We start from the raw sequence: 20,598 nt of genomic DNA, 5'->3' as shown, positions 1-20,598 counted from the left end.
ATGACACTGACAGTCGATCTGAACGCCGATATGGGCGAAAGCTTTGGCCCGTGGGGCATGGGGGACGATGCGGCGCTGTTGGGCGTGGTCAGTTCCGCCAATATCGCCTGTGGGTTTCATGCGGGCGACTGGGACACGATGGCCACCACGATGAAACTGGCGGTGCAAAACGATGTAGGGATCGGGGCGCATCCCGGCTTTCCCGATTTGCAGGGGTTCGGGCGGCGGCGGATGCATGTGCCACTGGATAGTCTGGCCAATCTGGTGCGCTATCAATTCGGGGCCGCACAGACGATGGCACGGGTGAATGGTGGCGCGGTGCGGCATCTGAAATTACACGGTGCGCTGGCGAATATGGCTGCCGAGGATAAAGCGATGGCGTTGGCCTGCTATCGCGCCGCGCTGGAGGTGGACCCGGATATCATCATCATGGTTCTGGCGGGAACGCAACAAAACGCGGCGGCGGCGGAACTGGGCTGTCGCACCGCCTGCGAGATTTTCGCGGATCGCGCCTATAACGACGATGCAACGCTGGTGGACCGCAGCTTGTCGGGTTCGGTGATCCATGATCCGGAACGTGCAGGGCAGCGGATGCTGGAAATGGTCAGGGCCGGGGCGATCATCACCGAAAGCGGCGCGCATATCCCGACCCGGATTGATACCATCTGTCTGCATGGGGATACCCCAACGGCGGTTCAGATCGCCCGATCCGTCCGCGGAACGCTGGAATCGAATGGTGTAACAGTCACGCGGTTCAGCGGCGAACGGCTTTAGCCCGCCTGAAGGTCTGCCCAGTGCTGCGATAGCCGGGCGCATAAATCAACGGGATCGAAGGGTTTGGTGATCACCGCAAGGCATCCTTGATCCAGTAGCCGTTGGGCAAAAGACGCTTCGGCCTTGGCGGTCAGAAAGATCGCCGGGGTTTTTTCCAGCCCCGGAATTTGGCGCAGGGCTTTCCATGTTTCTTCGCCCGTCATTTCAGGCATCATAACATCCAGAAGGAACATCTGGGGATTGAAATCCGCCGCATGTTTCAGGGCTTCGGCACCCGAGCAAAACTGTGCGACTTCAAATTGGCCGATCAGCTCCAGCGCCATCTTCACGATTACGCGGATGTCTTCGTCGTCATCGACATGTAGGATTCTTTTCAGATCTTCCATCCGGTGCCGCGTCCTGTTCTGCCCGTGTTGCACACCGATTAACTGATTGGCGGCGATTATTTTTATGTCTGCCCAATGGACGGTATCGTTTGGGGAATGTCCACGAAAAACTGGGTTCTTTCGCCAGTATGGCATGAAAATCCAATTTCTCCACCGTGGGTTTTGATAATTTTCTTACAGATTGCCAAACCCAATCCGGTGCCTTTAACCTTCGCGTCAGATGTGGCCGCGCTATGCACGTAATTGTCGAAAATTCGATCCCGTAGATGTTCGGGGATACCCGGCCCGCCGTTGATGATCCGAATCTGCCAGTTGTCGCCATTTTCGCGCAATTCCAGCCCCACGACATCCCCGGTCGGAGAGTTCTTGATCGCATTCGACAGCAGATTGGCCAGCATTTGATGCAACCGGATCGGCAAGCCGCGAATCCACGCCTCTTTCGGCATGGCCGCAATATCAATGGAAACGTTATGGACGGCGCAATAGCCGATATGGGCGGCAACGGCATCCTTGATCAGGGCGACCAGTTCCACCTCTTCCAGTTCTTCTTCGGCTTCGTCTGGGTGGGTCTTTAGCTTTTGCAGGTCCAGAATATCGCTGACTGTGGTCAGCATCGTATCAGCGTTCCGCTGCACCAATGCCAGAAGCGATTGCGCCTGTGGCGGCAAATCCCCCATCCGGCCCGAATCCAGCAGTTTCAACGCCCCCATGATCGAGGTCAGCGGCGTGCGCAGGTCATGCACAATTTCGGAAAACGCCTGTTTGCGCGCACGTTCCAGTTGGCGGCGGGGTTCGCGGTCGCGCAGCACCGATACGAAAACCGGGTTCCCCTCTAGCGCGGTCAGCAGGCGCGTAGTGATTTCCACCAGCCCCTTTTCGTGTATGGCCTGAATGGTAACTGCATCTGTCATGCCCAGACGCAGCGGTTCGACATGGCTTTGGAAAATGCCAACGTCGAAATCGTCTGAACTGTCGGTAATCTTTTTGTCAGGGACATCGTGCAATGACCAGTCACAGCGTAATCTGGCCGTGCGGTTCGCATAGATCAATCGCAGGGAACTGGCGTCGTAGACATATACCTCGTCATGCAGTTCTTCGAGGATGTCAGAGAGATAGCTTTGCAGATTGGGCGTGTCGGGCGTTTGTAACATGGTACTCATCGAAACCTATACATTAGGGCGGCCGGATACGGCTGCAAAAAAGGGGTGAAATCCTTGGGTATTTTGGGCTGAAAGGGGCTTATGGTATGTCTGAGCAGGACATTTTCTATCCTTCCTCGTTGGGGTTGGGGGTATGGCGCTGCAAAGTCAGGAAAAAGGTCGTGCCTTCGCTCAGGGTGCTGGCGTATTCCAGTGTTCCCTTGTGCCGTTCGACGATTTGTTGCGAAATATTCATGCCCAGCCCGGTGCCGCCGACCCTGCGCTGGTCCGATGAATCGATCTGGGTAAATTGCCCGAAAACGCGTTCTTCGCTGTTGGGCGGGATGCCAACGCCATAATCTATTATGGAAATGACGACATCAGAACCATCAGCGCGGGCGCGCAGGTCGACATGGCCGCCTTCGTTTGAAAATTTCACCGCATTGGACAACAGATTGGCCAGCACTTGCATCAGACGGGAACGGTCGCCGTGAATAGTCAGCTGTTCATTCGTGGGCAACAGTTTCACATCAATACCCAGACTGCGGGCAAAGCCTGAATTTGCCTCGATGGCTTCTTGCAGCAGACGGCGGACATTCAGCGGTTCAAAGTTGAATACCATCTCGCCAGCTTCGAATTTTTGCAGATCCAGTAGATCGTCAATCAGATTGGCCAGCCGGACGCTGTTTTTACCCGCGATTTCCAGAACCGGCGCAAGGGTAGGCGGGATGGCTCCCAATGTGCCTTTGTTCACCAGATCCAAAGACCCCTTGATCGAGGTTAGCGGCGTGCGCAATTCGTGGCTGACGGTGGACAGGAATTGCGATTTCACGGTCAGCGCGGCCAACGTGCGTTCATGTTCGCGGCGCAGCTCTTCAAGCTGACGGACACCTGCGCGGTACATTTTCAAAAACTGGATCGAGATGTCGATAATGAAATACATCACGAACAGGATCGTGAAAAACTCCAGCCAGGGGCTCGAGTCTATGGGGGGATAGGTGCGCAGAATATCCATCAACGCGATATACACGAAGGTTCCGGCATAGATGATCAACCGCACCGCCAGCGCAGGCAAAACCTGATGGTTATTCATGGCCGCGAACAGGGCCGCCGCGAACAAAAAGAATAGCGGTGTGAAATGCCCGCCTTCATGCTGTTGCCGTGCCACCATGATGATGAACAGGCAAATCGCTGTGGAACTGACGACGGTGTTAAACAGGATGGCCTTTAGATAGGCCAAAGATTGTTTTGGGTTCCCGTCCCATAAACGAATCCGCCGGGCCAGAAACAAGTCCAGCGTTTCGGCAAATAAGACACCCATATAGGACAGGAATGAAATCTTGGGGTCAAAATAGAAAGCGGTCAGCAATGTTGCCGATAAAAAAATGGCCTGACGCTGCCACAACAAAGAGGTGGTGGCATCCATGTAGTCCTTGATCTGGCGTTCCAGCCGATCAGGCCGGAGCCAGTCCTTTCGGAACTTTCTGAGATGTACCCGGAGTGCCATTCTGTGTTGAGCCGTATCGTTTCCTGCCTGTCGCCATTCATATCTAATTAACGATATTGGCGAAAATTCGGCAGGTTGTGCAGTTTTTTGCCGCCCGTAAAAATACGGACAACATTTATCTTTGGTCGACGCCAATCGGTATGGTACACTTATTGGTAGCATGGTGGGGGGTTATCCATGCACGTTTTGGTCGCGCTGTGACTCGCTCGGGGATATTTTCGCGGGTGTTTAGCAACCTTTACGTGACGATATGTGTTGCCCCTACATCATTGTGGCGTTTTTTTGGTGAAAACTAAGAAAATTTAAGATGACTGATCCGCTAACAGTCTTAAAACTACGGCAAAAAAGATCGGGCAGGACATGAAACACGTTGTCGTCGAGGAAAATATATCGCGCTCTTGGCAGGTATTTCCTGAACTCGAGCCGGTTGCGCCAGCAAAAACGGCCAAATCCGATGCCGCTGACCGGAAAACGACGAAGCGCCCCGGCGTTGCGCCGCTTGGTCATGTGAAATCCACCATGATGTCTTTTACCAATGTCAGCCAGTATGGCGATTTGCTGGTGGATTTTCTAAAGGCGCGCAAACGCACCTTTATTGACCGTCTGCATTGGGATTTGCCCCATACCGACGGGATGGAGTTTGACCAATACGACACGCCGCAATGCCGCTGGGTGGCTGTCCATGAATATGGCGAAGTTCTGGGCGGGTTTCGGTTGCTGCCGACCACGGCCCAATGTGGCATCTACACGTACATGTTGCGCGATGCGCAGCGGGGGCTGCTGGACAGTATCCCTCAGGACTGCCTGTTCATCGACGCCCCGGTGGAACGGCGTATCGTCGAAGCTTCGCGTTTGTTTATTGCCGAAGATGTCCCATCCTCGCGCCGGTTGCAGGTGCAAAGCGTGATCATGGGGCAGATGGTGGCGCGGACCCGTGAAATGGGGGCCAGCCACGTGATCGGGATCGTGCCGTCTGTCTGGTCGCGCTGGTTGCGGCGGATGGATCTGGATGCGGTGCCGGTGGGGCGCAAGTTTTCGATTGACGGTGTGACCAGTCAGGCCGCACTGTTCAATGCCAACAGATTTTCCCAATGATCGTTCAGGGCTGCCTGACGCAATCAAAAATATCGACAGCCTGTTCCAGATACAGCGGCTTGACCGGATCGAAATGCGCAATGTTGCGGCAAGTCCGGGTCAGATCGGCATAGAAATTCCGTTGCAGGTCCGAAGGGCTGTCGTTCAGGAAAAAGCTCAGATCACGGGTGATAATGATGTCATAGCCCTGATTGCGCCAATAGGGCAGGTGCCATTCCTCTTTTTGCAGGGGCCAGGCATGGGCCTGCACCTTATAGGTCACGTCGTCTTCATCCACATTTTCCAGCCCGTACATCACACCGGGCATGTTGACATAGAAGATTTCACCAGCCTGATCCCGCAGGTGTTGCCGTTCGGCGGCGCGTTCTGGCAAGGCTACGTTGTATTTGTCGGCCAGCCGTTCCATCCGGGCCTGTTCGATGTCCCATGCGGCGGGGGCTTGGGGCAGGTGCGTGGTCATCGAAGTCAGGATTTTTCGATCACTTAACCGGGTACGTATAAAATCGTCGGTCTGATCAATAATTGGCGTTGCCAGTGCTTGTCTGACGGGTTGCACCGCACCCCAAGCCGTCAGGATCAGGCCCGCGCAAAGGGTCAGCGTCGCGGTCATCGCAATTGCGCGGTCCGGGCATCGCATCAGCCCCGCCAGCGCCAGCCCGCCCAACAGAAGATACCCGGCATAGTTCGCCACCCACAGATGTTCGGGTTGCCGCGCCCCGGTCAGGGCGCAAACGATCAACGTGGCAATGGTCAGGCTGGACCAGATCGCCAACAGCGCGGGTTTATATGGCAGGCGGTTTTGCGGCAGCAGGATCAGCAGGGGCGTCAGCACAGCGGTCAGCGCCATGATCGGGTTCAGGCCAAAGACCAGTTCGATCGTGCGTTGGCTGAATGTTTCCAAGCCCCGGCGCAATGCATCCTCGGCCTGAACGGACATAACGGCCTGAATGTTCTGGTAATCCAGAAAACCGCGTAAATCCATCATCAGCCCGATATTCAACAGTGGCCACAGGATGACCACGACCAGCAGCGCCAAACCCAGTGACCGCAGGCCGCGCCCCAGACCCTCGGATCGGGCGATCAGGATCAGATAGGCCAGACCCAGCGGCCCAAGGATGAAGATTGCCGATTGCTTGAAACTTAGCGCCAGCATCACCATCAGCCCGGTGGCGATGTCCCAACGGCGTGGTGTGTCGGCGTCCAGCCGTTTCAGCAGGGCAAAGAAAACGGCGACGGTACAGGTGGCCAATGCGGTATCGCCCTTGGCGATGTGGCCCAGAAAAACCCCCAGCGGGAACAATGCGCCCAACAGCCCAAGCGCCAGTGCCGCAGGTTGGGGCAGTCGTAGCGTGCGGGCGATGGCGTAAAACAACGGGGCCAGCGCCGCGCCGCACAGGGCGGTGACATAGCGGGCCGTGACATAAAATACGGTCGGGTCGTCAAAATATTGCGCCCGGAAACTACCGGGACTGTCCCACCAGCCTGCCACCATGCCCACCGGAAATAATCCGGCCAGCGCCACCGCGTTCAGATAGTTGATGAATGGCGGATAGAAAAACTGACCCGGCACCAATTGCCCCGTCAGCACCTTGGCGGCTTCGTTGATACGTTCATCGCCATGAAAATAGCCATAATCGGCCCCGGTGGCGCGCAGCAGAAGTGCCAGCAAAAAAAGTCCTAGAATCGCGCTGAATTTTGCCATGTTCTTTGTAGATAGCTGTGAAAAGGATCAGATTGGAAAAGCAGTCGGGGCAAGTCTACAGGCGCTCTGGCATTGCGTAAACCGGCCTGATTGTATGAGGATGAGTAAGGGCTGTTACAGCCCCCGTGTGACCGAACTGAGGCAGAACGTGACGCAGGACAAACCAAGACTGGCCCCGAAGATACAGGGCGCCATGCCGCTTTTCGTGGATTTGGACGGAACGCTGGTGCGTACCGACGTGGCGCAGGAATTGCTGGTGCGTGGGTTGGCCGGGATACGCCATATTGGGGCTTTGGCGGGGGCGGCAATGCAGGGGCGCAACCGCCTGAAGGCGGTTTCCGCGCAGGTGGTCGAATTTCGCGCCGACTTGTTGCCCTATCGGCCCGAAGTGCTGGATTATATCGCCAAAGCCCGCAAACAGGGTCGTCCGGTTATTCTGGCGACCGCCGCGGATACGCAGGTGGCGCAGGCGGTGGCGGACTATCTGCAATTATTCGATGGTATTTTGGCCTCGGACATGGGCCGTAACCTGAAAGGCGCTGTGAAATTGGCGGCAATACAAGCGTATTGCGGGGGCGGGCCGTTTGAATATCTGGGGGATTCCGGCGCGGATATTCCAATCTGGCAGGCTGCGGAACGGCCCGGATTTGTTGCGCCAACCGGCCCGGCGCGTGCCTATGCGGCAGCGCATGAGGACAAAGCCGCGCTGGTGGTTCCCGCAGATCAAGGTCAGGCGCGCGCCCTGTGGAAAGCCATGCGCCCGCATCAATGGGTAAAGAACGTGCTGGTGTTCCTGCCCCTGATCGTTTCGCATAGCTACACCGATCCGGCGATGCTTTTGCTGGCTTTGTTGGCCTTTGTGGCGTTTTCGCTCTGCGCCTCCTCGGTCTATCTGATCAATGATCTGGTGGATATAGATGCAGACCGCGTTCACCCGACCAAACGTCATCGCCCGTTTGCGGCGGGGACGCTGCGGCCCGTGACCGGGGTTATGGCTGCGGCGGCGATGACGCTGGGGGCAATGCTGCTGGCCTTTGGCGGGATGGGATTGGTTTTTGGTCTGGTGTTGTTGGCCTATATGGCGCTGACCTCGGCCTATTCGCTGTGGCTAAAGCAATATTCCACCGTGGATGTGGTGGTCTTGGCCTTACTGTATACGATGCGGATCGTGGCCGGGGCGGCGGCTTGTATGATCGTTCCCAGCGAATGGCTGCTTAGCTTCTCTTTGTTCTTTTTCCTAAGCCTTGCCTATATGAAACGCTATATCGAACTGGCACGTGTGGGGCATGATCGCAAACTGCCGTCGCGCAATTATCAGGCGTCTGATCTGACCATCGTGCAGACCTTTGGCATTGCTAATGGGGCGTTGTCGTTGCTGACACTGGCGCAATATATGGCCAGCCCGCAGGTGCAGCAGTTGTATGCGTTTCCACAGGCGTTGTGGCTGGCGGTGCCGCTGATGATGTTCTGGACGTATCGCACATGGATGTGGGCCAGCCGGGGCAAGGTCGGGGATGACCCCGTGGTATTTGCAATCAAGGATCGGATCAGCCAGATCACAGTGGTTTTGGTGGTTCTGGTGATCCTGCTTGCCCGTAACTTTCAGCCGGACTGGATATTCGCATGACCTTTGCCAGCTTTGCCCTTGTGTTTATCAGCGTGGCGATTTCCGCCGTGGCGCAGACCGCATTCAAACTGGGCGTGTCGCGCGTGGCCCCGGATGCCGGGGCAGGCCTGCTGGGCAAGGCGCTGGCCATGCTGTTTTCGCCTTGGGTGCTGGGGGGGCTGGCACTGTACGGTGTTGGCACCGTGCTGTGGCTGTTCGCGCTGAAACGGTTGGATTTGTCCTTGGCTTATCCCTTTGTCGCAATGAGCTTTGTAATGGTTGCGATGTCGGGGATGCTGGTATTAGGAGAGCCGGTAAACGCTGCCCGCGTTCTGGGGATCGGGCTGATCGTGGCGGGGCTGGTCGTTATGGCGTGGGCCGGGTAGGGGTTTAGGGCTTAACAGTTGCCGCCCAAAGGCCCATAAAGACGCAACACGCAAGCCAGAAGAACGCCATGACCAAAACCATCTATATCCTGAACGGTCCCAATCTGAACCTGTTGGGTAAGCGTCAGCCCGAAATCTACGGGCATGACACGCTGGACGATGTAGAGCGCAATTGCGCCGCTGTCGCCGCAGAATTCGGGCTGAGCATTCGCCTGCTGCAATCCAACTGGGAAGGCCAGATTATCGACTGGATTCACGAAGCGCGGGAAAATGCCGCCGGGATCGTGATCAATCCAGCGGCGTTCACGCATACCTCGGTTGCGATACTGGATGCGCTGAACACGTTCGATGGCCCGGTGGTCGAAGTGCATATTTCGCAGGTCCACAAGCGCGAGGCGTTCCGCCATCATTCCTATGTCAGTCAACGGGCCGATGCGGTGATGGCTGGGTTCGGCATCGACGGCTACGCGCTGGCCACACGCCATTTGGGCGGCCTGCTGGCGGGCTGATCATTCTGCCGCCAGCCCAAGCGCTGCATGGGGTAACAGGAACGTGGCCCCGGTGGGGGCGGCGTTGACCCGCAGCGCACAGTCATAGGCCGATGACAGAATGCCGTCCTGCATCACCTGCGCCGGGGTGCCGGTGGCGTGAACGCGGCCCTTGCTGATCAGGGTCATCTGATCGGCATAAAGCGCGGTCAGGTTCAGATCGTGCATCACGGCCACCACACCCCCACCTGCATCCGCATAGTCACGGGCGATCTGCATCACCTGCAATTGATGCGCGATGTCCAGACTGGACACAGGTTCATCCAGAAACAGCCAGCGCGGGCCGTCATCGTCTTTGGGTGTCCAGACCTGCGCCAGTACGCGGGCCAGTTGCGTGCGTTGTTGTTCGCCGCCGGACAGGTCTTGGTACAGGCGGCCTTCGTATCCGGGTAATCCGACACGGGCCAAGGCCTGTGGTATCAGGGCCGCGCCGGATAGTTCTGTGCTGCGGCGCAGGCCCATCCGCACCACCTCGGCCACGGTGAAAGGAAAGGCAAGCGGCGTATGCTGGGGCAGGACACCCCGCTGGGCCGCCAGCTTCCACGGCTTCGTGGTGCGGATGTCGTGGCCGTTCAGGGTGATATGTCCCGAACAGGCGATTTCCCCGGTCATGGCCTTTAGCAGCGTGGATTTACCCGACCCGTTCGGCCCGGCAATCACGGTCAGTTCGCCGGGGCGGGCGGAGAAATGCACGTCATGCAGGATATTGCGCCCGCCCAGCGTGACGCCGATATTCAGGGCTTCCAACATTTCAGACCTCCAGCACGCCACGGCGGCGCAGCAAAATCCACAGGAAAAACGGCCCGCCCAAGGTGGCGGTGACAATGCCGATCGGCAGTTCTGCCGGGGCGATCAGGGTGCGGCTGATCATGTCCGCCCCCACCAGCAGGCTGGCCCCCAACAGCGCCGAATTGATCAGCAGATACCGATGATCGGGGCCGGATAGCAGCCGCAGCAGATGCGGCACCACGATCCCGACAAACCCAATCCCGCCACTGACAGCCGTTGCCGCCCCCACCGCTGCGGCGACGATCAGGATGGCGGCGGTTTTCACCCGCTGCACCGGCAGACCCATATGGGCGGCTGCGGCTTCGCCCAAGGCCAGCGCATTCAGCCCGCGTGCCAGCAGGGGCGCTGTCAGCAAAGCGACCAGCATCAGCGGGGCCGCGGCGAACAGTTTGGTCCATGTCGCCCCGGCCAACGATCCCAGCCCCCAAAAGGTCAAATCGCGCAACTGGCTGTCATCGGCCAGATAGACGAAAATGCCGGACAGCGCCCCTGTCATGGCTGCTAATGCGATCCCTGCCAGAAGCATCGTTGCCACGGATGTCCGCCCGCTGCGGGTGGCGATGAAATATAAAATGACAACCGCCGCCCAGCCGCCGAAAAACGCGGCGACCGGCACCAGCGCATAGCCCAGAAATCCGGCAATTGCGGGGGGTAGGACCCCGCCCAGCACGATTGCCACGATTGCCCCCAATCCGGCCCCGGCGCTGACACCGACAAGACCGGGGTCGGCCAGCGGGTTGCGAAACAGCCCTTGCAGCACGGCACCGGATACCGCCAGCGATGCGCCGACCAGAAGCCCCATCAACAGGCGCGGCAGGCGAATGTCCAGCAACACGATCCGGTCCCGCATGGGCAGGGCGTCGCCTGCCAGCATTGCCTCCAGTCCGCGCCAAAGCGATACACCGGACGCGCCCAGCGTCAGGCTGGACAGGCTGATTACGATCAGCAGGGTAATCAGACCCAACCGCACCTGCCGGGCCAAACCGGAACGGTCGCCTGCCTGTAAGGGGGATGTATCGGCAAGGCTCATGGCTTAATGCCCCGCGCTGGTCAGTTTTTCGGACAGGTCAGTGACGGCCTGTCCGATCCGGGGGCCAAAGCCCAGCATCAGCAGCCCGTCCATTGCTACAATGCGGTTATTTTGCACGGCCGGGCTGTTCATCAGCGCGGGCAGGGTGCGCAGGGTTTCGATCTGTTCCGCCGGGCCGCCCGCGCGGTCCATCATCAGGATCACGTCGGGGGGATTTGCAATCAGCGCCTCGTCCGTGACAGGTTTGTAGCCGCTGAATGCAGTCATGGTGTTTTGCCCGCCTGCCAGTGCGATCATGGCATCGGCCCCGGTGCCTGTTCCGCTGGCCAGCACACGCCCGCCCTGCAAGGACAGGATAAACAGGGTTTTCGGGGCCGGGCCTGTGCCGATCTGCGCGGCTGCGGCGGACAGTTGGGTGCGCACCTGATCTGCCAGCGTGGCGCCCCGGTCCGCGACGTTCAGCGCCTGTGCCACGGCCATGATCCGGGCGCTGATACTATCGGCGTCGAACCCGCCGGGGATCGTCTGAAAGGGGATTGCCGCCTCTTTCAGAAGGGCGATGGTTTCAGGCGGGCCTGATCCTTCTTCGGCCAAAATCAGATCGGGGTTCAGGGCCAGTACACCCTCGGGGGACAGGCGGCGCATATAGCCGACATCCGGCAGCGATTGCGCGTCTTGGGGGTAGGACGATGTTGTATCGCGCCCAATCAGGCGATCCTGTTGCCCAAGGGCATAGATGATTTCAGTGATCGTGCCGCCAATGGACAGGACGCGCTGCGCCTGATCGGCGCGTGCCGCCAACCCCAGACAGGACAGAAGCGCCGTAAACAGCACCGCATGAAGCAGGGCAAAGCGGGTCATGCGCAGACCACCGCCTTGGCATCTGGCAGGTCGGCCACCAGTTTCGGCCAGTCTGCGGCTTCGGGGGCATCGGATTTGGGGTGGCCAAAGATTTGCAGGATCAGCCCGCCATCGGCATCGAAGGCTTCGACTGACAGCGCCTCGCCGCGGCGGGTGGGTTTGCGGACCTCCCAGACCTCGGCCACCTTGTCGCCGCGCAGATGCAGGTTGAACCCCTGATCCAGCACATTCAGCCACGGCCCCATGGGTTTGATGTTCGTCACCGGGCCGGAATGGATCTGAATACAGCCGCGATTGCCCACGAAAATCATCACGGGCACATGGGTTTCCCCCAAACGGTCCAGCAAGGTCGCAATCGAGGACGGGGCCAATGCCCGCACAAAGGGCGCACCGGCAACGCGGTATGCCCCCAGCCGGTTCATTTTCTGGCGGCTGACAAGGCTTAGGAACTGATGGGTGTCCGTCATGGCTTGCCAATCCGCGCGCAGATCATCGGCGCGTTCGGGGCGGGATTTCGCGGGTTCGGTTGGCACGCGCGGGGAAACCGGCTGGTTCTGGGACTGATCGGCCAAGGCCAGTTCCAGAACCAGCGTTTCCCAGGCAGCGTGATTGGAACCGTCGCGCAGGAAAATCTTATGCACCGCGTCCCCGGCGGCATCGAACACCTGTATCGACCGTTTGCCGTTCTGATCCACTGCAAAGGCCGTGTGCCAGTATTTTGGGAAAATCCGCAGGTCGATGTCGTCATTCAGCACCATCGCGGCGTGGGGGCCAGAATGGTATTTGTCATAAACCCCCACCTTTTCGTGAACGCAGGCGTCAAGCCGGGTCAGGGCCATGACTGTTCCCAGATCGGTCAGCCGGGGGAACAGCACGTCAGGATCGGCGCTGATACGCGTCACACCCTGACCGACATGGGCGGCCAGAAGCTGTGCCTCGGCCAAGCCGAACTGATCGGCAAAATCACGGGCGCGTTTGTCGGGGTGTTGTTGGCGTAGGGTGCGGATATTTTGCGGGTCCAGCGTGGGCATTGGTGTCTCCGGTCGTCAGGTTGCGTGGGGATGCGCCTGGCTGAACGGGGGAACCCTGTTGTGCTGGATCGCCAGTGAAAGATCACTGAATTGTTGAGTTAAATACTCATGTAAAATCCGAAGCGCAAGCCTTGAAAATAATGCGCATGTGAATAATCCGCTTGTGTTCTTGTTTCCCGTGTTTCACTCTGCCCCCGAAGGGGAGGAGAAGATGCCAAAACAAGAGCTTTTCGATCTGACAGGTAAGGTGGCCATTGTCACCGGATCGTCGCGCGGAATTGGGCGGGCGATTGCCGAGCGGCTGGCCGATGCGGGGGCGAATGTGGTGATCTCATCGCGCAAGGCCCCCCTGTGCGAGGACGTGGCCGCAGCGATCAACGCCAAACAAGGGCGCGAGGCTGCTATCGCTTTGCCCGCCAATATTTCCGACAAGGGCAGTCTACAGGCGATGGTGGATGCCACGCTGGCGGCATGGGGGCGGATTGATATTCTGGTCTGCAATGCGGCCACCAATCCCTATTACGGTCCCAGTTCGGGGATCGAAGATGACGTGTTCCGCAAGGTGCTGGATAATAACGTGCTGGCAAATCACTGGCTGGTGCAAATGGTCCGCCCGCAAATGGCTGAACGCAAGGATGGCGCGATTGTTATCGTGTCGTCCATCGGCGGGCTGGTCGGGTCTGATACGATCGGGGCTTATAATATCTCGAAAGCGGCAGATATGCAGATGGCGCGCAATTTGGCGGTGGAATTGGGACCACAGAATACCCGCGTCAACTGTATCGCGCCGGGGCTGATCAAAACCGATTTTTCCAAGGCGCTTTGGGATAACGAAAAGACGCTGGGATATTTTGAAACGGTGACGCCGCTGCGGCGCATCGGCAACCCCGACGAAATCGCGGGGGCGGCGGTGTTTTTGGCCTCGAAAGCGGGGGCTTATATGACGGGGCAGGTGATGGTTGTCGATGGCGGCACCACCATCGCAGGCGGTTGATCCGACAGGAGGAAAAGGGATGTTGCATGAATTGCCGCTCTCGGCCATTCCGGCCGGGGATGAAGCTGTGCGAGCCGAGGTTCGCGCCTTTGCATTGGCCGAAACCGCCGGGATGACCCCGGCGCAAAAGGCGCGGTCATGGATGGGGTTTTCTGCCGATTTCAGCCGTAAGATGGCCGAACGCGGCTGGCTGGGCCTGTCCATCCGCAAGGAATATGGCGGGCAAGAGGCCGGGTTTTTCCGCCGTTTCGTGATCGTCGAAGAATTGCTGGCCGCCGGTGCGCCGGTATCTGCGCATTGGATCGCGGATCGGCAAAGCGGCCCGCTGATTCAGCGGTTCGGATCGGAAGAGCAAAAACAGCGCTATCTGCCGGGGATTTGCGCGGGCCAAAGCTTCTTTTGCATCGGGATGAGCGAGCCGAATTCGGGGTCTGATCTGGCCAGCGTGCGCAGCCGCGCCGAAAAGGTCGATGGCGGTTGGAAACTGAACGGTCAGAAAATCTGGACGACGAACGCGCCCCGGTCGCATTACATGATCGCGCTGGTGCGGACCTCGGGCAAGGCCGAGGATCGGCATAAGGGGCTGTCGCAATTCGTGATCGACCTGAAATCGCCGGGCATTTCGGTGCGCGAAATCCGTGATCTGGCCGGGGATGCGCATTTTTCCGAAGTGTTTTTCGAGGATGTGTTCCTGCCAGATGACACACTGATCGGGGACGAAGGCAGCGGTTGGGCGCAGGTGACGGCAGAATTGGCATTTGAACGGTCCGGCCCCGAACGTATCCTGAGCAGCATTGTGCTGTTGCAAGGCTGGCTGGACTGGCTGCGCGGACAACCCGCAGCGAACCCGGCGGGGGTGGGTCGGATGATGGCCCATCTGGCGGTGCTGCGTGAATTGACGGTGGCTGTGACGGCGCGGCTGGCCGCAGGCGAAAGCCCGGCCGTCGAAGCGGCACTGGTCAAGGATCTGGGAACGACCTTTGAGCAGGAATTGCCCAGTCAGGTTCTGGATGCGCTGGCGGCTGATCCTGCGGTGGAACCGCCTGCCGATCTGCTGGCGGCTGCGGCCTATGTGGCGCAGGTTTCGCCCAGCTATTCGTTGCGCGGCGGTACGCGGGAAATTCTGCGCGGGATGATCGCGCGCGGGCTTGGATTGCGATAAGGGGGCAGGGATATGTCGAACATGTTGGAAGACAGCGCCAAACAGGTCTTTGCCGCCCATTGCGGGGGCGATGTGGTCCGCGCGATCGAGGCAGGCGGCGACGCCAGTGCCCTGTGGTTGGCGATTTCAGAGGCCGGTTTTGCCGATGCCCTGATCCCCGAGGCACAAGGCGGCACGGGGCTGCACCCATCGGATTTGGGGGTGGTTCTGCTACAGGCCGGGGCGGCGGCTGTGCCGCTGCCGCTGGGGCAAACCATGATGGTGCGGGCGGTTTTGTCCGAACCTGATACTGTGGCCGGGCCGATTGCCATTGCCGCAGGTGCCGCGCAAACGACGGCGGGGCTGACCCTGCGCAACGTGCCATATGGCCGGGTGGCCGATTGGGTGGTGGCGCAGGTATCCGGCGCGTGGTGCCTGTTGCCCTGTGCCGATGCCACCGTAACCCCATCGGCGGTGCATGGATCGCTGGCAGCAGATTTACAGTGGTCGGAACTGCCCGCAGCGACTGCGCTGCCGGATCGGGATTGGCGGGCGGTTGGGGCGCTGGTGACGGCGGCCACAATGGCTGGGGCGATGCAGCATTTGCTGGCGCAGACCGTGGCCTATGCCGGGGATCGCATCCAGTTTGGCAAACCGATTGGCAAACAGCAGGCGATTCAGCAACAGCTTAGCGTGATGGCCGAACAATGCTATGCCGCGCGGATGGCGGCGCAACTGGGGCTGTCCTTGCCCGATAGCCGCGACGCGACTGCCGTGGCGAAATCCCGTGTAGGCGAAGCCGCCGCGCAGGTGGGGCCGATTGCCCATGCAGTGCATGGGGCGATTGGCATTACCGAAGAATACGATCTGCAATTGCTGACCCGTCATCTGATCGAAGGCCGCGCGGCCTATGGCGGGGAAACCTATTGGGCGGCGGAATTGGGGCGGTCGGTGCTGGCCACGGACAAGGCCCCGCTGGCCTTTGTGCAGGACATGAGCGCGGGCAAACGTCTGCCCGAGGCGCTGTAAAGTTTCGAGAGGAGAGAAACGTGGCGAATTTTCTGAAATATGAACAGGACGGGCCGATTGTCACCCTGACAATGAACGACCCGGAAAACCGTAACCCGCTGACCGGCAATTCCGCCGTGGATGAATTTATCGACGCCATCAACCGGATCGAGGCGGATAAATCCGTGCGGGTGGTCATTGTCACCGGATCGGGCGCGGCGTTTTCCGCCGGTGGCAACATGAAGGACATGCAGAAGTACCAAAACCCCGATCTGGCGGTCATGCCGATCCGTACCGAATACAAGGAAGGCATCCAGCGCCTGACGCTGGCCATGTATAATCTGGAGGTGCCGACGATTGCGGCGGTGAACGGGTACGCCATCGGCGCGGGCTGTGATCTGACCTGTATGTGTGACATCCGGGTCGCCAGCGAAAGCGCGCGGTTCGCGGAAAGCTTTATCAAGGTCGGGCTGATCCCCGGCGATGGCGGCGCGTGGTTGCTTCCGCGTGTTGTGGGCATGTCGAAAGCGGCGGAAATGGCCTTTACCGGGGAAATGCTGGACGCGCAGGCAGCGCTGGCATGTGGGCTGGTCAGCCGCGTGGTGCCGGACGATCAGTTGATGGGCGAAGCCCGAAAACTGGCGGATCGGATCGCGGCCAATCCGGGGCCGACGCTGCGCCTGACGAAACGCTTGCTGCGTGAAGGGCAGGTGACGCGTCTGGATAGCTTGCTGGAATTGTCGGCGGCCTATCAGGCCTTGGCCCATGCAACGCCCGAACATACCGAAGCCGTGAACGCGTTTTTGGAAAAGCGCAAACCGAATTTCGGCTGAGCATTATGACAGCGACATAAGAAAAGGGGCCGCGTTCGGCCCCTTTTTGTTTTCATCCGGTGGGATCAGGCGACGCGCTCGAACACGGCGGCCAGACCCTGACCGCCACCGATGCACATGGTTTCGATGCCATAAGATGCCTCGCGCCGCTGCATTTCGCGCAGCAGGGTGGCCAGAATACGCCCGCCCGTGGCCCCGACCGGATGGCCCAGCGAAATACCCGACCCATGCACGTTCATGCGCTGGAAATCGTCCGCTCCGAACCCCCATTCGCGGGTGCAGGCCAAAACCTGCGCGGCGAAGGCTTCGTTCAGTTCGATCAGGTCAATGTCTTTCAGCGCCAAACCGGCCTGCGCCAGCGCCTTGGCGACAGCCGGAACCGGACCGATGCCCATATGCGACGGCGCAACCCCGGCCACGCCCCAGCTTTTGAGCCGCGCCAGCGGCGTCAGCCCCAGCTTTTCGGCATTTTCGCGGGTGGTGACGATACAGGCCGAAGCCCCATCGTTCTGACCGCTGGCATTGCCCGCCGTCACGGTGGATTGATCGTCCACGCCCGCGCGGATCGCTTTCAGCTTGGACAGGCTGGCCATGTCGGCCTCGGGACGGGGGTGTTCGTCCTTGTCAAAGGTGGTGTCGCCCTTACGCGATGAAACGGTAACGGGGATGATTTCCGCGTCAAACGTGCCATCGTTCTGCGCAGCCACGGCGCGGCGATGGGATTCCACGGCAAATTCATCCTGTTCCTGACGCCCAATGTTATAATCGCGGCGCAGGTTTTCTGCGGTTTCCAGCATCCCGCCCGGCACCGGATAGTTTTTACCGCCCGCCGTCAGGCGACCACGGAACAGCCCGTCCTCGAATTTGAAGCCTTCGCCCTTGGCGCCGCGCCGGTATTGGGTGGAATAGAACAGCGCGTTGGACATGGATTCCGCACCGCCCGCGATAACCAAATTCGATGCGCCTGTGGCCACCTGCATCACGGCGTTAATGACGGCCTGAAGCCCAGACCCACAGCGGCGGTCAATCTGATAGCCGCACACCTCGATCGGCAGGCCCGCGTCCAGTGCCACCACGCGCCCCAGCGCCGGGGCATCCATCGACGGATAGCATTGTGCAAAGATCACGTCGTCCACGGCATCTTCGGGCAGCTTTGTGCGCTCGATCAGCCCCTTGAGGACGGTTGCCCCCATTTGATGAGCGTGCAGGTCACGGAACTGGCCGCCAAAGCGCCCGACCGGGGTCCGGTAGGGGGCGCAGATCACAACGTCTTTCATTCTTTTCTCCTCAGCGCAGGGTCATTGTCTGCTGAGGTGACTTATAGATCGTAGAGTAATAATTAGCAACCGAACAATTTTTGGCGGTGCGGTATCTTTCCGCACCGCCAGATATGTCAGCGCCCTTTGAAAACGGGTTTGCGCTTTTCAAAAAAGGCGGCGTAGCCTTCGGCGAAATCCTCGGACGTGTACAGGATCGCCTGTGCGTCGCGTTCAGCGGCCAGAAATTCGGGCAGCGGCAGCGGCAGGCGGGCCAGCATTTGCTTGGTATAGGTGTTGGTCAGCGGCGCGCCTTGGGCAATCTCGTCGGCCATCGCCAGCGCGTGTTGCAGGGCGGTGCCGGTGTCCACCACGTCTTCGACCAGACCCCATTCCATTGCTTGCTGTGCGCCAATGGTGCGGCGGGTAAAGGCCAGCCATTTTGTGCGCCCCATGCCGATCCGTGCGGGGATGGTATAAAGCGACGCCAGATCGGGCATCAGCCCCAGCTTGGCAAAGGGCAGCGAATATTTGGCGTCCCGCCCACTGATGGCGATGTCACAGGCCGCACTCAGCGACAGGCCCGCACCAACCGACCAGCCCTCGACAGCGGCGATGATGGGTTTGGGGCAGTCGATGACAGCGCGCATCAGGTCCGCAGCTTTTTGCATCCGGGCACGGCCCGCGACGGCGGTGATGCCCTTCATCGTGGAAATGTCACCCCCGGCGCTGAAACAGCCTTGGGTTCCGGCAATGACGATCACGCGGATGGCGTCATCCTCGGATGCTTTGCGGATTTCGTCCAGCAGGGTCACGCGCAATTCGGGCGACAGGGCGTTGCGTTTCTGTGGCTGGTTCAGCCAGATCAGGCTGGTCGCGCCCAGCGTTTCGGACACGCATAGCGCGCCATCCTGTGCGGGTTCTTGCGGCATGGGGGGCAGGGTCATCGGGTCTCCTCCGGAAAAGTTCGTATGTGTACTATTTTCACTAATCTCCGGCTGTTGCAAGCGGTTGGCGCTATGCGGTGGCGGGCGGCTGTGCTACAGCGGGGATAGGGCAGCAAAGGCAGGGTTGCATGAAACTGGCATTCGTCACGATGGTTTGGCGCGACTATTGGTTGCTGGAAAAATGGGTCAGCCATAACGCGCGATATGTGAATAAGCGGTGCTTATATGTGCTGAACCACGGCGGCGACCCAAAGATCGACGCCATCGCGGCGGGCTGCAACGTGATCCATATCCCGCGCGAGGAACTGACGATTGATCTGGACCGGCGACGCTGGGATCTGCTGGGCGGGGTGACAAACGGATTGCTGGCGTTTTACGACCGGGTGATATGCACCGATGTGGATGAGCTGATTGCCTATGTCGGGTCACGCGGATCGTTGCAGGCACATCTGGCCGCCAGTCCGGCGGATACGGTGGCGCTGTCGCCCATAGGGTTGAACCTGATCCCCAGCGAAGGTGTGGCGGACCTGTCCGGCGGCGTATTGGCGGCGCATCCGCAGGCCATCCTAAGCGCGAAATACACCAAGCCCTGCATCGTGAAGTCGCGGGTGGTGTATACGATTGGCGGGCATGGGCTGGTGCGGGGAAAATTCACGATTGACCCCGAATTGCTGTTGTTCCACCTGCATTATGTGACCCCGGATTATGCGCAGCGCATGGCTGAACGGCAGGACATCGTCGCCCAATCCAAGGCGCATAACGATCAGTCGGACGCCCCGGCCAACGTGGGCAAACGGTTCTGGATCAACTGGTCCGACCCGGCGATGATCCGGGAAAAGGAATTCGCCCATTTCGCCCGCGCCACAGAGGTTCCCGTGCAAGATGGGTTCGCCGCCTGTGCAGAGATTCTGAATGGCGCGATCAAATCGGATGGCAAGAAAACCGTGGTCGATCATGCGATCATGTCCAAGGCCCCGCGCAAGGTGGTGCTGCCGCAGGGGTTGCGCGGGCTTTTATAGGGTGACTCGCTTCTAGGGCGAATCTGAACGGCGTAGTATGCAGATGTATACCGCGCCGATCTGCCGCAGGACACCGTATAATCACTGTAATCATCAGGTGGGGCTGTTGATAGCGCAAGCAACTGCTTGGGCGGTTTCGGCGTTTTCACAGTTTCGTGTTGTTTCCGAATTGGTTACGCCGCGTCATTTGTGAAACGTTTACAGTATTAAAATTTCTTGTGAAAGAAATTTACAAATAAATCCTGTTATATTCGGTACTTATTTCAATATTTTCATTTTCCGTTATGATCTGTCGGAATTGCAGATAATTGCTGTCTGCCCGGCCCGCGTGGCCGGTTTCGACTTCAAAGACCAAGGGAGGAGCCTTGTTGTGACTACTGAAACCGCTTCTGAATCGATTTACCCAGTTCCGTCTTCGTTTGCGTCTGGTGCGCATATTGATGCTGCGCGGTATGAGGAGATGTATGCGGCGTCGGTGTCTGACCCGGAGGGGTTTTGGGGCGAGCATGGCAAGCGGCTGGATTGGTTCACGCCTTATACCAAGGT

At 59.3% G+C, this 20,598-nt stretch carries 21 protein-coding genes; 11 read left to right on the top strand and 10 right to left on the bottom strand.

Going from position 1 to position 20,598, the window contains the following annotated elements; translation table 11 throughout:
• Entirely contained in the window at positions 1–774 is a 774-nt protein-coding gene (locus tag FN828_RS18640; protein ID WP_142494858.1) for a LamB/YcsF family protein, read from the top strand.
• Here the strand turns inward: FN828_RS18640 and FN828_RS18635 are convergent.
• The 3 genes from FN828_RS18635 to FN828_RS18625 form a co-directional block, all read right to left on the bottom strand.
• A complete protein-coding gene (locus FN828_RS18635; protein WP_142494857.1) occupies positions 771–1,160 on the bottom strand; it encodes a response regulator in 390 nt (129 codons plus the stop codon). The genes FN828_RS18640 and FN828_RS18635 overlap by 4 nt on opposite strands.
• Positions 1,161–1,222: 62 nt before the next feature.
• The gene (locus tag FN828_RS18630) at positions 1,223–2,311 is read right to left on the bottom strand and encodes a sensor histidine kinase (RefSeq protein WP_185959091.1); all 1,089 of its coding nucleotides are present in this window, start codon (positions 2,309–2,311) and stop codon (positions 1,223–1,225) included.
• Positions 2,312–2,426: 115 nt separating this feature from the next.
• Positions 2,427–3,806: a sensor histidine kinase gene (locus tag FN828_RS18625; protein WP_142494855.1), complete on the bottom strand. Its 1,380-nt coding sequence runs from the start codon at positions 3,804–3,806 to the stop codon at positions 2,427–2,429.
• A gap of 360 nt (positions 3,807–4,166) precedes the next feature.
• Between FN828_RS18625 and FN828_RS18620 the strand changes: the two genes are divergently transcribed.
• Positions 4,167–4,901 carry an acyl-homoserine-lactone synthase gene (locus FN828_RS18620; RefSeq protein ID WP_235891533.1) on the top strand — a complete coding sequence of 245 codons (735 nt, stop codon included), beginning with the start codon at positions 4,167–4,169 and terminating at the stop codon, positions 4,899–4,901.
• Between the two features lie 4 nt (positions 4,902–4,905).
• Here FN828_RS18620 and FN828_RS18615 read toward each other — a convergent pair whose 3' ends face one another.
• Positions 4,906–6,570: an ArnT family glycosyltransferase gene (locus FN828_RS18615; protein WP_185959090.1), complete on the bottom strand. Its 1,665-nt coding sequence runs from the start codon at positions 6,568–6,570 to the stop codon at positions 4,906–4,908.
• A 160-nt stretch (positions 6,571–6,730) separates the two neighbouring features.
• Here FN828_RS18615 and FN828_RS18610 point away from each other — a divergent pair, with 160 nt between their 5' ends.
• The 3 genes from FN828_RS18610 (at position 6,731) to aroQ (ending at position 9,104) form a co-directional block, all read left to right on the top strand.
• Positions 6,731–8,230, top strand: a complete 1,500-nt coding sequence (locus FN828_RS18610; RefSeq protein ID WP_185959089.1) for a UbiA family prenyltransferase — start codon at positions 6,731–6,733, stop codon at positions 8,228–8,230.
• Positions 8,227–8,595 (top strand): DMT family transporter, encoded by a 369-nt coding sequence (locus tag FN828_RS18605; RefSeq protein ID WP_142494852.1) that lies wholly within the window; start codon positions 8,227–8,229, stop codon positions 8,593–8,595. Before FN828_RS18610 ends, FN828_RS18605 begins: the two co-directional genes overlap by 4 nt.
• 68 nt (positions 8,596–8,663) lie before the next feature.
• Entirely contained in the window at positions 8,664–9,104 is a 441-nt protein-coding gene (gene aroQ / locus FN828_RS18600; RefSeq protein ID WP_142494851.1) for a type II 3-dehydroquinate dehydratase, read from the top strand.
• On the opposite strand, the gene FN828_RS18595 is transcribed toward aroQ, so the two are convergent.
• From FN828_RS18595 to FN828_RS18580, 4 genes are read right to left on the bottom strand one after another with little or no spacing between them, the layout of a single operon-like run.
• Positions 9,105–9,893 carry a heme ABC transporter ATP-binding protein gene (locus FN828_RS18595; protein WP_142494850.1) on the bottom strand — a complete coding sequence of 263 codons (789 nt, stop codon included), beginning with the start codon at positions 9,891–9,893 and terminating at the stop codon, positions 9,105–9,107. It lies immediately after the preceding gene.
• 1 nt (position 9,894) lies between these two features.
• Positions 9,895–10,962, bottom strand: a complete 1,068-nt coding sequence (locus FN828_RS18590) for a FecCD family ABC transporter permease (RefSeq protein ID WP_142494849.1) — start codon at positions 10,960–10,962, stop codon at positions 9,895–9,897.
• A 3-nt stretch (positions 10,963–10,965) separates the two neighbouring features.
• Positions 10,966–11,823 (bottom strand): heme/hemin ABC transporter substrate-binding protein, encoded by an 858-nt coding sequence (locus tag FN828_RS18585; RefSeq protein ID WP_142494848.1) that lies wholly within the window; start codon positions 11,821–11,823, stop codon positions 10,966–10,968.
• Positions 11,820–12,854, bottom strand: a complete 1,035-nt coding sequence (locus FN828_RS18580; RefSeq protein WP_142494847.1) for a hemin-degrading factor — start codon at positions 12,852–12,854, stop codon at positions 11,820–11,822. Before FN828_RS18580 ends, FN828_RS18585 begins: the two co-directional genes overlap by 4 nt.
• Before the next feature lie 211 nt (positions 12,855–13,065).
• On the opposite strand from FN828_RS18580, the gene FN828_RS18575 reads away from it, so the two are divergent.
• Genes FN828_RS18575 through FN828_RS18560 form a run of 4 tightly spaced genes read left to right on the top strand, consistent with a single transcriptional unit; the run spans position 13,066 to position 16,830 of the window.
• On the top strand, positions 13,066–13,848 hold the full coding sequence (locus FN828_RS18575; protein WP_142494846.1) for an SDR family NAD(P)-dependent oxidoreductase: 783 nt from the start codon (positions 13,066–13,068) through the stop codon (positions 13,846–13,848).
• A gap of 19 nt (positions 13,849–13,867) precedes the next feature.
• Complete coding sequence (locus FN828_RS18570; RefSeq protein ID WP_142494845.1) at positions 13,868–15,010, top strand: acyl-CoA dehydrogenase family protein; 1,143 nt, start codon at positions 13,868–13,870, stop codon at positions 15,008–15,010.
• Between the two features lie 12 nt (positions 15,011–15,022).
• Positions 15,023–16,018: an acyl-CoA dehydrogenase family protein gene (locus tag FN828_RS18565; RefSeq protein ID WP_142494844.1), complete on the top strand. Its 996-nt coding sequence runs from the start codon at positions 15,023–15,025 to the stop codon at positions 16,016–16,018.
• Positions 16,019–16,038: 20 nt separating this feature from the next.
• Entirely contained in the window at positions 16,039–16,830 is a 792-nt protein-coding gene (locus FN828_RS18560) for a crotonase/enoyl-CoA hydratase family protein (RefSeq protein ID WP_142494843.1), read from the top strand.
• Positions 16,831–16,895: 65 nt separating this feature from the next.
• Here the strand turns inward: FN828_RS18560 and FN828_RS18555 are convergent, their stop codons facing one another.
• Together FN828_RS18555 and FN828_RS18550 are read right to left on the bottom strand one after the other, a co-directional pair.
• Entirely contained in the window at positions 16,896–18,107 is a 1,212-nt protein-coding gene (locus FN828_RS18555; RefSeq protein ID WP_142494842.1) for an acetyl-CoA C-acetyltransferase, read from the bottom strand.
• A 116-nt stretch (positions 18,108–18,223) separates the two neighbouring features.
• Positions 18,224–19,033, bottom strand: a complete 810-nt coding sequence (locus FN828_RS18550) for an enoyl-CoA hydratase/isomerase family protein (RefSeq protein WP_142494841.1) — start codon at positions 19,031–19,033, stop codon at positions 18,224–18,226.
• 128 nt (positions 19,034–19,161) lie between these two features.
• Here FN828_RS18550 and FN828_RS18545 point away from each other — a divergent pair, with 128 nt between their 5' ends.
• Entirely contained in the window at positions 19,162–20,052 is an 891-nt protein-coding gene (locus tag FN828_RS18545; protein ID WP_142494840.1) for a hypothetical protein, read from the top strand.
• A gap of 397 nt (positions 20,053–20,449) precedes the next feature.
• The coding region (locus FN828_RS21025) for an acetyl-coenzyme A synthetase N-terminal domain-containing protein (RefSeq protein ID WP_408033816.1) at positions 20,450–20,598 on the top strand (149 nt) is incomplete at its 3' end.

The sequence above is a fragment of the Thalassovita litoralis genome (assembly GCF_900182725.1).
GTDB classification, from domain to species: domain Bacteria; phylum Pseudomonadota; class Alphaproteobacteria; order Rhodobacterales; family Rhodobacteraceae; genus Thalassobius; species Thalassobius litoralis.
This window is presented reverse-complemented; position numbering and strand designations above follow the sequence as displayed.